Consider the following 13612-nt stretch of genomic DNA (forward strand, 5'->3'; position numbering starts at 1 on the left):
GAACGTGCCGCGGCGGTCGCAGACGGTCTTCAGGGGCGGTCGTAGGCGCGGGTGAGCAGCAGCTGCCCGGTGGACTCCGGGGCGGCGTCCACGCAGGCAGCGGCCACGAGGTAGGCCTGTACGCGCGCGGGGTCGCTCGAGTGCGGCAGGACGACGAGATAGGTGTCCGTTCCCTGGTACGTCCCCTCGTCGAGGGCGAGCGCCGGCGTGGTGCGGCCGGTGGCCCGTTGCACACAGGGGGGAACAGCGACAGCAGGGGCCTTGAAGGGGCTCCTGGACGCTTCGGCGTCGGGGGTGAGGGCCTCGCTCGTCGACTTGGTGTCCGCCCCCGGAGGCATCTCCTTGACTCCGGGGCTCTCCTGGCTCGCCCCGCCGTCGAGGAGGTCCTGCACCTGGGCTTCGAGCGCTCCGTCGGCGTAGGCGTGCGCGCCGCTTTCCGAGGCGCTGACTCCGCTGTCGGCCGCCGTCTTGGCTCCATCGCCGGAGGGGGCGATGGACTGGAGGAAGAAGACGCTCATCCCGATGACCGCTGCGCCGAACGTGGTGCCGAGGACCACAGCACGCCGACGACGGCGGGTGGGACGGCGGCCCGGTCCGGTGGCGGCGGAGGACCGGCCGACCGGGCGGTCCGGGGCAGTGGCGCCGACGCTCACGGGAGCGGACCCGGCCGTCGCGTCGGCGGGCGTCGTGGCTTCAGTGTTCCTGTCCTCGGCGGTCGTTGTTTCACGTGAAACAACGACCGGTTCGTCCACGGCGGGCGTGGGCCGGGCCTCCGCCGCGAGAGCCGCGTCGATGCGGGCGGCGATGTCTTCGGGCATCGGCTCGGGGGCGGGCATCGTTCCGAGTAGCCCGCGGATCTCCTCCAGTGAGTCCCGTACCTCCGAGCAGAGGTCGCACCCCGCGATGTGCTGCCGGACCTCCGGCGCCCGGGAAGGGGAGAGCAGCCCCTCGGTGAGATCGGAGATCTCGGAGACCTCCGGGTGCTGAGCCGTGTCGGCCGTGGATGTCACGGGCGCCCACCTCCTCCCTTCGTTGCGGCAGGATCGCTTGCTCCTGCGTCTCTGGGGCCTGACGCAGGTGGGACGGATGCTCCGGGCGTCCGGTTCCTTCCGGTGGCGCCGTTCTCCCCGCCGGAGGCCTGCCCCCCGGTTCCGGCGCGCAGATGGCGGACCAGGGGGGCCAGTCTCGCGCGGCCCCGGGCGCATCGGCTCTTCACGGTGCCGGTCGGCACCTCCAGGATGCTGGCCGCCTCCGCGACGGGGTAGCCCTGCATGTCGACGAGGACGAGGGCCGCCCGCTGCTCGGCGGGCAGCGTGGCCAGGGCTTCCTGGAGCTGGAGCCTGAGGTCCTTCCGCACGGCGGGGGCCTCGGCCGATTCGTGGGGTTCGAGGAGCTGGTCGAGCCGTTCGGCGTCGTCCACCGGGGATGTCTTGCGGGAGGCGGCCTTGCGGACCCGGTCGAGGCAGGCGTTGACGGTGATCCGGTGCAGCCAGGTAGTGACGGCGGACTGGCCGCGGAAGGTGTGGGCGGCGCGGAAGGCGGATACCAGGGCGTCCTGGACGGCGTCGGCCGCCTCCTCCCGGTCTCCCAGGGTGCGCAGCGCCACGGCCCAGAGCCGGTCGCGGTGGCGCCGTACGAGTTCACCGAAGGCGTCGGGGTCGCCCGCGACATGCTGGGCGAGCAGCTCCGAGTCGCTCGGTGCCTCGGGTGGAACGGAATCCACCGTGCTCCCCCTCCGAACCGGATCCGATGTCATATGTGGGCCGCGCCCGTCGGAGCGGTGCGACGGGGAGAAGCCTGCCGTCACGGGTGTGACGACCGCAACCCTGGCATCGCGGGCGCTCGGTGGGCGAACGGTCCGCCCCACAGTATCGGGGCGGTGGATCAGCCGAGGACGGAGATGTCGGTGATGCCGCCCCGGTAGCCGCCCGTTCCGTCCGCCGGGAGCTCCGTGATGTGGATCAGGACGTAGCGGGTGCGGATGGGCTTGTCGAGCTTCTCCTCGAGCTTCGATCCCGAGACGGTCCGCTTGACGATCGGTTGGTCGAAGTCGGCCGTCATGGACGGGGACGTGGCGCCCGGGGAGGCGGCGAGCACGGTCGTCGTCTGCCCCTTCCGGTACATGGAGACGTCGATGCCGGAGACGTCCCGCACCTTGCCGAGGTCGACGATGATTCCGCTGCCCTGCTTGCGCTGGGGGAGGTTGCCGAAGTTGGCGAAGCCCTCGTACCGCGGGGTGACCCAGTGGGTTCCGGGATTGCCGTCGATGGTGTTCGGCACCTCCCGCTCCTTGATGCCGGAGCCGTCGGGCATGAACTCCGTGGCCCCCGAGATGTCCAGCGGTTCGGCGGACGGCGCCGCCTTGTCGCCCTTGTTCTTGTCGCCCTCGCTCGGCTCGGTGACACCGGTGTCGTCGGAGCCCTTGGTCCGGTCGAGCAGCGCCTCCGCGAGCTGCCAGCTGCCGAGCCCCAGCGCGGCGATGAGGAGCGCCGAGACGGTCCACTTGAGGACACGGCCGGTGCGGCTCTGCAGCGGGGCGGGAGGGGCCGGCATCACGGGCTGGGTGACGGCGGACGGGTGGGAGGACGGACGCCCGTACGTGCCCTGCTGATAGGTCGTCCGCTGGTATGCCGGCGGTGCGGTGAACGTGGGCTCCGGAGGAAGGATGCGCGGCATGGCCGCGACGGCCTTGGCCAGCTCGTCCGGGGTGGTGCAGGGTGGCTCCTGCCGGGAGGCGGTGGCACCGTCGTTGGCGAGCGCCCGCATGGCGAGCTCGGAGAGGCCCCGGTGGACGCCGGCCCGGACCTGGTCCGGGGCGATGAGCCCCATGCCCTTGGGCAGTCCGGAGAGCCCGTGGGCGTCGCTCCCGTACGGCCATCGGTGGGTCAGTGCGGCGTACAGGAGGGCGCCGATGGCCTCGGTGTCCGTACGGAGGGGGCGTTCGGCGGTGATGCCGCGCAGGGCGGCGTTCACGGCGAGGCCGCGGATGCGGTACTGCCCCGTGGAACTGCGCAGGACCGCGCCGGGGGTGAGGCGCAGATGGGCCAGCCCTTCGCGGTGGGCGGCGGCCATCGCCTGGGAGACCTGGCTGACGAGCTGGTAGGCGTCGTGGGCCTCCATCGGCCCGGTGGCCAGCAGAGCGGTGAGCTCGGTGGCGTCCGGCAGCCATTCGTGGACCACGTAGACGAGGTCGTTCTCCTCGACGGCGTCCAGGACCTGGACGAAGCGGGGGTCGCCGAGCAGGGCCGAGGAGCGGGCGGCGGCCAGCACCGAACGGGCCCGTGGGTGGTCCGCGGGCAGCAGGTGGACGCCCACCGCCCGGCGGAGCTTCTCGTCGACCGCGCGCCAGCTGCTGAAGCCGTCCAGACGGGTGACGCACTCCTCCAGGCGGTAGCGCCCGGCGAGTTTGTGACCGCTGTGCAGATCGGGTGATGCCGGAACGGCCTCGGAACCCGCCCGCCCACCGTCCGCGTTCTCGGTGTCCTCGGGGCTCGCGCCCCTGGTGTCCTCGGCTTGCGCCGTCCCGTCGGCCGTGGCTCCGTCCGCCTTGGCGGTCAGCGGCTCGTCGCCGCTGTTGTCGGCCACGTCGACGGCGGCCGTGCTACGTTCCGCCACCGTCGTTCCTGCCTCCCCATCCGTTGCGCGATGCCAGCCAGCTCTGCACAGTCACGCCAATTGTGCCCACACTCCAGCGTTATGCACGACACGCGGAGTGCGGCGATGGTTGTGCGGGCGGGCGCTCATTCAGCGTCCGAGCCGTCCACGGACCATGCCCACCAGGCCGTTGACCTCTTCGATGCGCATCTTCTTCGCCGCGACGAAGAAGATGCCCAGGAGGAGGGTGCCGCCGCAGATCAGCGCGGCCAGCGAGCCGAGAGCGCCAATGCCGACAACTTCCAGGATCCCGAATCCGACGGCGCCGCCGACCAGGGCGGCGGGCACCGCGGCCATGCAGAGGCGGGCGTAGGTCCGTACGACGTGCGCGCCGTCGAGGTCGCCGCCCAGCCGGTTGCTCAGCCGCCGCCAGGCGACTCCGACGCCGACCGCGTAGGCCAGACCGTAGGAGAAGGCCATGCCGACGACGGCCCACCGGGCGGGCAGGACGACGTAACAGAGCGCGGAGGCGGCGGCGTTGACGGCGGCCACGATGACGGTGTTGTAGAAGGGGGTGCGGGTGTCCTCGTAGGCGTAGAACCCGCGAAGGACGACGTACTGCACGGAGTACGGGATCAGGCCGAGCGCGAAGGCCATGAGGATGAAGCCCATGGAGCGGGCGGCCTCGGTGCCGCTGGAGGCGTACAGCAGGGTGGCCATCGGCAGGCCGAGCGCGAGGAACGCGAAGGCCACCGGCACGATGGCGACGGCCGAGTTGCGCAGCCCCTGCGAGATGTCGTCGCGGACCGCACCCGGGTCGTTGTCATGGGCGGCCCGGGAGATGCGGGGCAGCAGCGCGGCCATGACCGAGACGGTGATGATGGCCTGCGGCATGCCCCAGATCAGCTGGGCGTTGGAGTAGGCCAGGAAACCGGTGCCGTCATGGCCCGAGGCCGAGCCGGCCGCGGTGGCGAGTTGGGTGACGACCAGGACGCCCGCCTGGTTGGCCAGGACGAACAGCACGGTCCACTTGGCCAGTTTGACGGTCTTGCCGAGCCCGTGGCCCTTCCAGTCGAACCGGGGGCGGAAGCGGAAGCCGGTCTCGCGCAGGTAGGGGATCATCGCCAGGGCCTGGACGACGAGGCCGAGCAGGGTGCCGATGCCGAGCAGCCGGACGCCTTCCGGCGGAATGGTGTCGACACCCATCTGCGATTCGGCGGAGGTGCCGTAGACCCAGATGAACAGCCCGAACGTGATGATCATGACGATGTTGTTCAGGACCGGGGTCCACATCATCGCGCCGAACTTTCCACGGGCGTTGAGGATCTGACCCATCACCACGTGCACACCCATGAAGAAGATGGTGGGCAGGCAGTACCGGGCGAAGGTGACGGCCACGCTGTTGGCGGCCACGTCGTCGGCGATCGTGCTGGACATCAGCTTGATCAGCACCGGTGCGACGAGGACCGCGGCGGCGACGATCAGGCCGAGCGCGATCATCACCAGGGTCAGGAGCCGGTTGGCGAACGCCTCGCCGCCGTCCTCGTCGTCCTTCATGGCGCGGACGAGCTGGGGGACGAAGACCGAGTTCAGGCCGCCGCCGACGGTGAGGATGTAGATCATCGTCGGAAGCGTGTACGCGATGGTGAAGCTGTCGCCGAGGATGGCGGCGCCGAGCGCGGCGGTGATCACCAGGGACCGCACGAATCCGGTGAGCCGGGAGACGAGGGTGCCCGCGGCCATGACCGCGCTGGACTTGAGGAGTCCGGAGACCTTCCCGCCGCCGCCCTTGGCGGGCGCGGGTGCGGGAGCCGGTTCGGGCTGGGGCGGCACCGGAGGCTTCCCCGAGCCCACCTGGTCCCGGAAGAGATGGGCGAAGGCGTCCGGCTCCTGCCGGTCGTCCGACGCCTGGGTGACGAGGTCGTCGACGCCGACGAACTGGGTCGTCGCCGGGCGGTCCCCGTACGGCAGGTGCCGGGAGGGCCCCGCCGGCTCGGGGGGCGGGGTCTGGGCCCAGATGCGCGGGTCGGGGGCGTACGGAGCGGCGGGCGGCTGCTGGTAGAGCGGCGCCGGCTCCTGGTAGGTGCCGGGAGGCGGGGGAGGGTGCGCGGCGCGGTCGTAGAGCGCCTCGCTCACCGGGTCCTGGGCGGCCAGGTCCCGCGCCCGGTAGGGGTCGTCCTCATAGGCGTGCTGGAGGTACGGGTCCGGCGGCACGGAGCCGTCCTGGCCCGCGCCCGGAGGAACCGGAGGCCCGCCCGGAGACGCTGCTCCGCCCGCGCCCTGCCCGCGGTCACCGTCGTACGGCGCGTTCATCGAAACCCCTACCTCATCGTCCCCGGCCGGCCGGCCACGACAGACATCGCTCAACGGTCCACTTTCTCACCCGTTCCCGGCGGGGCCCCGCTTTCCGGACCGGTGTCCGGAGTCGGGTCACTCGGCTGCTCGGGTTCGTCGCCGTTGCCGTCCGCCGTGTCGCTTGCCACGGCGCGCTTACGGTGGCTGTACATCCTGATGCCCGCCAGCACCAGGAGCAGCAGTCCGCCGGCGATCACGAGCAGCACGGTGGGTGTCACCTCGGAGACCTTCACGGTGAAGGTCATCGCTTCGCCGTACTGCCTGCCGTCCTCCGTGTACAGCCGGGCGGTCACCTGAGCCCGGCCGTTGGCGCTGGTCGCCGTGTCGAACTTCACCGACTGGCTGTGTCCGCCCGCGATGTTGATCGGCAGTGCAGCGGTGGTCCCGTCGTCGTTGAACTTGAGCCGGATGTTGTCCGAGGTGAGCCGGAGGACCAGCCGGTCGACGCCCTGCACCAGCTGGTTCTGCACGGTTACCGGGATCGTCGCGCTGCGCCCGGAGAGGGTGACGTCGGACTTCTCGATGAGCTGAACCTCGGAGGTGAGGCTCTGCAGGTAGTCGCGGACGGCGTCCCGGTACTGCTGCGCCTCCGGGGGCCGTCCGCGCCAGGACGTCGACATCGAGCGGTTGACGGCGTTGCCGAAGGGCGTCACCACGCGCTCTGGCTGCGTCAGGATCGTCTCGAAGCTGTCGAGCGAGCCCTGGGTGGCGCGGATGTCCTGGAAGGCCTGTGTGGGCAGTTCCTGGGCGCGGAGCTTCTTCGGGTACGCGGCGGCCCGGGGGACCTTTGCGGTGGCCCTCGGGTCGGGCTTCACCTCGGCGGCGGCGACGAGGTCGAGGGGCTGCGTCCAGCGGTTGCCCGCCAGGCCCTCCAGGGCGCGGGCCATCGTCTGGGCCTGTGCGGCGGTGGGCATCCGCGGCGGGGCCACGACGATGCTGCGCTCGTTGTCGGGCGCCTGCTCGGTCAGTGCGAGGGTCTGGGCGAGGAACTTCTGGACCGCGAGGGTGGAGGCGCCCGCTCTCGACATGTCGCCGTCGAACAAGGTCGACAGCCGGGCGTCCGCGACGACCGCGGTGGTCCCCCCGCCGATCGGACGCGCCGCGGTCGGCGTGTACGGAAGCTCCGCGGTCTCCCGGAAGCTGTCGCTGCGGGCGATCACGTTGTGGGCGCCCGCCGAGGTCGCCACATCGACGATGGAGGAGTCCACGGCGCCGTTCACGGGCCAGGCGAAGTCGGTGGACGGCTTCACATGGAGGATGGTCTCCACTGCGGTCGCGGCCACCGCGGAGGCGTTCTGCAGATGGCTGAGCGTTCCGGAGACGTTCTTGCCGCGGTGCGCGATGGAGGCCAGATCGGGGTCGGCGAACGGCAGCGCGATCACCTTGCCGTCCTCCACCACCTTCTCCAGAGCGGTGAGCCACTGCTTGGCGACGGCCTGGTTCCTGCCCGGAACGGTCGTGTCACCCGAATCGACCTCGTACTTCCCGGCCATCGCCGCGACGCTCGCCAGGAGATCCGGGTCGACGACCCAGGTCACGGGGAGCCGGCTGCCCAGGGCCACCATCTGCTCCAGCCGGCCGCCGGGCGCCAGCTCCTTGGCCAGGTCGTCGTTGGTGAAGACGGGTGTCTGCTGTTCGTCCGAGCGGGTTTCCGCCGTGACGTGGGGAGACGCGATCAACGGCCAGAGGAAGGTGAGCTTCGTCCTGCTGTCGCTCGCCTCGGGCTGCCAGGGCAGGAACGAGCGCTTGATGCCCAGCACCTGCTCGTAGGGGACGGTGGTGGTACGGCCGGAGACCGAGACGCCGAGCTGGTAGACGCCCGGGTCGTCCAGGCCCAGCTTGTCGACGGGCACGGTGAGTGTGAAGTCCTGGCTGATCCCCTTGGCGAGCTTGGGGAACTTCACCGTGTACTTCTCCCCGACGGTGACCGGGTCGGCACCGGGAACGTACGTGGAGCGCTTGGCGGCGTCGTCGACCTCTCCCCGGCCGGAGAGCCGGGGGCCGACCCTCAGATCGACCTCGGCGCTGCTGATCGTCTCCTTGCCCTTGTTCGTGAGCGTTCCGGAGACGGTCAGGGTGTCGTCCTCCGTGGGAACGCTCGGGGAGAGCGTGTCCAGGGACACATCGACCGTACGGGAGCCCGTGGGGGCCTTGGCGGGTTCGGCGGCCGGGGCGGCACCGGCGGCCGGAACGGCCAGGAGACCGGCCACCAGCGGTGCTCCGAGCACCGCGGAGGCTGTGCGCCGGAGCCACCGGCGGGCAGGAGAGGGACGCGTCCCCTGGAAGTCTGCCGCCTCGGCCACGCGTATACCCGTTCCTCGTCGTCATCAAATGCTGTCGCTCGTTCGGTCCTGCGTCCCCGCATGGTAACGAGGTGCGGCGGACCCAAGTGCTGGGGTCCGCCGCACATGATCGCGGGTATCCCGCAGGGTCCCGGTAAACGATGACGCCGCGGCCGGTCCGTGCACGTACCCTTTTCTGTTGTGCCGAACGCCAACGAAGAGAACGCCAGTGCACTGAGCAAGGTGCAGCACCGCGCGGTGAGTGAGCTGCTGCGGGTGTCCCCGGTCGCCGACGACCTCGCCCGTCGATTCCAGGAGGCCGGATTCGGCCTCGCGCTGGTCGGCGGCTCGGTCCGCGACGCACTGCTGGGCAGGCTCGGGAACGACTTGGACTTCACCACCGATGCCCGCCCCGAGGACGTGCTCAAGATCGTCCGGCCCTGGGCCGACTCGGTGTGGGAGGTCGGGATCGCCTTCGGCACCGTCGGCTCCCAGAAGGACGGCTATCAGATCGAGGTCACGACCTACCGGTCCGAGGCGTACGACCGGACCTCGCGCAAGCCGGAGGTCTCCTACGGCGACTCCATCGAGGACGACCTCGTGCGCCGAGACTTCACGGTCAACGCGATGGCCGTGGCGCTGCCACAGAAGGAGTTCGTCGATCCGTACGGAGGTCTGAAGGACCTCGCCGAGCGGGTGCTGCGCACTCCGGGCACGGCCGAGGCGTCCTTCTCCGACGACCCGCTGCGCATGCTGCGCGCGGCCCGCTTCGCCGCGCAGCTCGACTTCGAGGTCGCCCCCGACGTCATCACCGCCATGACGGAGATGGCCGGGCGCATCGGTATCGTCTCCGCCGAGCGGGTCCGCGACGAACTCAACAAGCTGCTGCTCTCCCAGCACCCGCGCAAGGGTCTGGGGATCCTGGTCGACACGGGGCTGGCTGAGCACGTGCTGCCCGAGCTTCCCGCGCTGCGGCTGGAGAGTGACGAGCATCACCGCCACAAGGACGTCTACGAGCACTCGCTGACCGTCCTGGAGCAGGCCATCGCCCTGGAGGGGGACGGCCCCGACCTCGTACTACGTCTGGCCGCGCTGCTCCACGACATCGGCAAGCCGAGGACCCGCCGCTTCGAGAAGGATGGCAGGGTCTCCTTCCACCACCACGAGGTGGTGGGCGCGAAGATGACGAAGAAGCGCATGACCGACCTGAAGTACTCCAACGAGCTGGTCAAGGACGTGTCGAAACTGGTGGAGCTCCACCTGCGCTTCCACGGATACGGCGACGGCGAGTGGACCGACTCCGCCGTCCGCCGTTACGTGCGCGACGCCGGGCCGCTGCTGGAGCGTCTCCACAAACTGACCCGGTCGGACTGCACGACCCGGAACAAGCGCAAGGCGAACGCGCTCTCCCGCACCTACGACGGGCTGGAGGAGCGCATCGCCCTGCTGCAGGAGCAGGAGGAGCTGGACTCGATCCGGCCCGATCTGGACGGCAACGAGATCATGCAGATCCTTGAAGTCGGCCCCGGGCCGGTGATCGGCAAGGCGTACGGGTTCCTGCTGGAGCTGCGCCTGGAGCACGGGCCCATGGAGCGGGACGCCGCGGTGGCGGCGCTCAAGGAGTGGTGGGCTCGACAGGGCTGAGCCCGGCGAGGCGATGTTTCACGTGAAACAACGCCCGCTGGATGTACGGAGGGGCGTTGTTTCACGTGAAACAACGCCCCTCGGTATATCCCTGAGCGGCTACCGCCGGGCTTCGGTGCGTCGCCAGTGGAACATCGTCACCGCGACCACCGCGTACAGCACCGACACGACCGCCACGACGGCGATTGATCTGCCGTCCGGCGGGAGCATCAGGGCCGCCACCCCCGCCGCGCTCACGAACGCGACGTTGAAGAGCACGTCGTAGAGCGAGAAGACCCGGCCGCGGAAGGAATCGTCGACCGAGGTCTGCACGACGGTGTCGGTCGCGATTTTCGACCCCTGGGTCACGGCGCCGAGCACGAGCGCCGCGATCAGCATCGGGACGGGGGCGAAGGAGAGACCCAGGGCGGGCACCAGGACCGCCGCCGCCCCGGCGCAGGCCACGATCCATCCGTACCGGCCGAGCTGCCCCACCGCCCACGGGGTGAAGACGGCGGCGACGAAGAATCCCGCACCTGACACCCCGACCGCCAGGCCGAGCAGGGCCAGTCCGTCGGACTCGGTGTCCGACCATGCGTAGCGGCACAGCATGAGCACCATCACGGTGAGCGCGCCGTAACAGAAGCGGATCACGGTCATGGCGGCGAGGGCCCGGGCCGCGTGGTTCCGCTGTGCCAGATGCCGCAGCCCGGCGACGAGCCCGCGCGCGGTGACGGCCAGAGCGGCCCGTAGCCGCAGAGGGCTACCGTTGGTATCCGGCCCCAGCAGGGTGCGAGGCAGGCGCAGGGACGCCAGCGCGGACAGCAGGTAGAGCATCGACCCCAGCAGCACGACCGCCGCGTCGGACTCGTCGGCCAGCAGCCGTACGACGAAGGCGAGGCCGCCCCCCGCGGTCGCCGCCAGGGTGCCGGCGGTCGGGGAGAGGGAGTTGGCGACGACGAGGCGATCGGTGTCGACCACCCGGGGCAGGGCGGCGGAGAGGCCGGCCAGCACGAAACGGTTGACGGCCGTGACGCAGAGGGCCGAAGCGTAGAAGAGCCAGTCGGGCACCGAGGCGAGGATCAGCAGCGCCGTGGAGCAGGCCAGAGCAGCCCGCAGAAGGTTGCCGTAGAGAAAGATCTGACGTCGGGGCCAGCGGTCCAGCAGCACCCCTGCGAAGGGCCCGATCAGGGAGTAGGGCAGGAGGAGCACCGCCATCGCGGAAGCGATGGCGGCGGCCGACGTCTGCTTCTCCGGGGAGAAGACGACGTACGCGGCGAGGGCGACCTGGTAGACGCCGTCGGCGGACTGCGACAGGAGCCGCACGGTGAGCAGGCGGCGGAAATTCCGCAGGCGCAGCAGGGTGCGCAGATCACGCGCGACGGACATGGGAGTAAGCGTCACACACGTCGGGGGTCCGCGGGCGGATTGCCCGGGGACCCCCGACATGCGGCAGGAAGAGGTGAGCGTCTCCGCTCAGCGCTCCGGTGAGGCTGTCAGCCGAGAAGGCCGATTCAGCTCTCGGTGTCGCCGTTGATGAACCGCTCGACGTTCTCGCGGGCCTCGTCGTCGAAGTACTGGACCGGCGGGCTCTTCATGAAGTAGCTCGAAGCCGACAGGATCGGGCCACCGATGCCGCGGTCCTTGGCGATCTTCGCCGCACGGACGGCGTCGATGATGACACCGGCCGAGTTCGGGGAGTCCCACACCTCGAGCTTGTACTCCAGGTTCAGCGGAACGTCGCCGAACGCGCGGCCCTCGAGGCGCACGTACGCCCACTTGCGGTCGTCCAGCCAGGCCACGTAGTCCGAGGGACCGATGTGGACGTTGTCCGCACCGAGCTCACGGTCACGGATCTGCGAGGTGACGGCCTGCGTCTTCGAGATCTTCTTGGACTCCAGGCGCTCACGCTCGAGCATGTTCTTGAAGTCCATGTTGCCGCCGACGTTCAGCTGCATCGTGCGGTCCAGGATGACGCCGCGGTCCTCGAAGAGCTTCGCCATCACGCGGTGCGTGATGGTGGCGCCCACCTGGGACTTGATGTCGTCGCCGACGATCGGGACGCCGGCCTCGGTGAACTTGTCCGCCCACTCCTTGGTGCCGGCGATGAACACCGGGAGAGCGTTGACGAACGCGACCTTGGCGTCGATGGCGCACTGCGCGTAGAACTTCGCAGCGACCTCGGAACCGACGGGCAGGTAGCAGACGAGAACGTCGACCTGCTTGTCCTTGAGGACCTGGACGACGTCGACCGGGGCGTCCGCGGACTCCTCGATCGTCTCGCGGTAGTACTTGCCGAGACCGTCGTGGGTGTGGCCGCGCTGGACGGTCACGCCCGTGTTCGGCACATCCGCGATCTTGATGGTGTTGTTCTCGCTGGCGCCGATGGCGTCCGCGAGGTCGAGGCCGACCTTCTTCGCGTCGACGTCGAAGGCGGCGACGAACTCGACGTCACTGACGTGGTACTCGCCGAACTGGACGTGCATCAGACCGGGCACCTTGCCGGCCGGATCGGCGTCCTTGTAGTACTCGACGCCCTGCACCAGCGAGGCGGCGCAGTTGCCCACGCCTACGATGGCTACGCGAACCGAACCCATTCCGGTTGCTCCCTGTGTAATCGGTGTTTCCGATGAAGTCGCCGCGGAGTGCGATGACTTCACTTGGCGGTGTCGTCGGACGGATCCGGCGGGGTGTTGTCCCGATGCCGGGGCAGGCCGCCCGTCTCTCCAGGTGTGTCCTGCTGAGCGGAGCCGTCGGGCGAGGATCGTCGCCGATCCCGTCCCGACCGCTCGCTCTCGATGAGCTCGTTCAGCCAGCGCACTTCGCGCTCCACGGACTCCATGCCGTGTCGCTGCAGCTCAAGTGTGTAGTCGTCGAGTCGTTCACGGGTGCGGGCGAGAGAGGCGCGCATCTTCTCCAGGCGCTCTTCCAGCCGACTGCGCCGGCCTTCGAGGACCCGCATCCGTACATCGCGTTCGGTCTGGCCGAAGAAGGCGAAGCGCGCTGCGAAGTGCTCGTCCTCCCAGGCGTCCGGACCTGTGTGCGACAGCAGCTCCTCGAAGTGCTCCTTACCTTCCGCCGTCAGCCGGTAGACGATCTTCGCCCGGCGTCCCGTCAGTGAGGAGGACGCAGCGGTCGGGCGTCCGGTGACCGGCACGGTGTCCGCCGGGTCACCGGCGGGCTCCTCGATCAACCAGCCGTTGGCCACCAGCGTCTTGAGGCAGGGGTAGAGCGTTCCGTAGCTGAACGCACGGAAGATCCCCAGCGAGGTGTTGAGACGTTTGCGCAGCTCATAGCCGTGCATCGGCGATTCGCGGAGCAGGCCGAGAACGGCGAACTCGAGGATGCCGGAGCGTCTGCTCACCGGTGCCTCCTCCTTCTCCCGCTGCTTCCGTCGGCATGGTCCACCGGAACCACCGGCGTACTTATGCCGTGCTGATGTATCGACTCGATACATCAGCACGATAGATCGCTCCGACCTGTTCGACAAGGGTGACCTTCGTGAACGGCGTCACATCGACATTTCCCAAGGTTCGACTTGCGTTGTTTGGGGTGAAGTTCGGCCCTAGGCGGGTTTTGACCGTGCGTAGTCTGTGCGGCATGCAGACCACCGGGAACCGCGAGGAGCTTTCGCGCGTCAGTCTTCGCGGACAGCCGGATGTACTGCGGATGAGCCTTCCGCAGTGGCTTGTCCGTAATTCGGGGGGACCGGATCTCAACTGCCGCTTCCAGGCGCTCTCGCCTGCCCGAGGAGTAGT

At 69.8% G+C, this 13612-nt stretch carries 9 protein-coding genes; 1 reads left to right on the forward strand and 8 read right to left on the reverse strand.

Annotated features, from left to right (window positions below; all coding sequences use genetic code 11):
• Window positions 1-29: 29 nt before the first annotated feature.
• The 5 genes from IG90_RS0101145 to IG90_RS0101165 all read right to left on the reverse strand — a co-directional run bounded on the left by IG90_RS0101145 (window position 30) and on the right by IG90_RS0101165 (window position 8252).
• On the reverse strand, window positions 30-1010 hold the full coding sequence (locus IG90_RS0101145; RefSeq protein WP_030575978.1) for an anti-sigma factor: 981 nt from the start codon (window positions 1008-1010) through the stop codon (window positions 30-32).
• Complete coding sequence (gene sigM, locus IG90_RS0101150) at window positions 1007-1723, reverse strand: RNA polymerase sigma factor SigM (RefSeq protein ID WP_030575981.1); 717 nt, start codon at window positions 1721-1723, stop codon at window positions 1007-1009. The genes IG90_RS0101145 and sigM overlap by 4 nt, the downstream gene beginning before the upstream one ends.
• A 161-nt stretch (window positions 1724-1884) precedes the next feature.
• Window positions 1885-3615: a protein kinase family protein gene (locus IG90_RS0101155; protein ID WP_030575984.1), complete on the reverse strand. Its 1731-nt coding sequence runs from the start codon at window positions 3613-3615 to the stop codon at window positions 1885-1887.
• 129 nt (window positions 3616-3744) lie between these two features.
• Entirely contained in the window at window positions 3745-5907 is a 2163-nt protein-coding gene (gene murJ / locus IG90_RS0101160) for a murein biosynthesis integral membrane protein MurJ (protein ID WP_030575987.1), read from the reverse strand.
• A 50-nt stretch (window positions 5908-5957) separates the two neighbouring features.
• Window positions 5958-8252: a DUF6049 family protein gene (locus tag IG90_RS0101165; protein WP_030575990.1), complete on the reverse strand. Its 2295-nt coding sequence runs from the start codon at window positions 8250-8252 to the stop codon at window positions 5958-5960.
• A 180-nt stretch (window positions 8253-8432) separates the two neighbouring features.
• Here IG90_RS0101165 and IG90_RS0101170 point away from each other — a divergent pair, with 180 nt between their 5' ends.
• Entirely contained in the window at window positions 8433-9875 is a 1443-nt protein-coding gene (locus IG90_RS0101170) for a CCA tRNA nucleotidyltransferase (protein ID WP_030575993.1), read from the forward strand.
• 99 nt (window positions 9876-9974) lie between these two features.
• Here IG90_RS0101170 and IG90_RS0101175 read toward each other — a convergent pair whose 3' ends face one another.
• The 3 genes from IG90_RS0101175 to IG90_RS0101185 form a co-directional block, all read right to left on the reverse strand.
• On the reverse strand, window positions 9975-11243 hold the full coding sequence (locus IG90_RS0101175) for an MFS transporter (protein ID WP_030575997.1): 1269 nt from the start codon (window positions 11241-11243) through the stop codon (window positions 9975-9977).
• A 125-nt stretch (window positions 11244-11368) separates the two neighbouring features.
• Window positions 11369-12451, reverse strand: coding sequence for an inositol-3-phosphate synthase (locus IG90_RS0101180; RefSeq protein ID WP_026290415.1), 1083 nt, complete (start codon window positions 12449-12451; stop codon window positions 11369-11371).
• A gap of 59 nt (window positions 12452-12510) precedes the next feature.
• A complete protein-coding gene (locus IG90_RS0101185) occupies window positions 12511-13218 on the reverse strand; it encodes a PadR family transcriptional regulator (RefSeq protein ID WP_030576001.1) in 708 nt (235 codons plus the stop codon).
• Window positions 13219-13612 lie beyond the last annotated feature (394 nt).

Source organism: Streptomyces anulatus (assembly GCF_000721175.1).
Classification (GTDB): domain Bacteria; phylum Actinomycetota; class Actinomycetes; order Streptomycetales; family Streptomycetaceae; genus Streptomyces; species Streptomyces anulatus_C.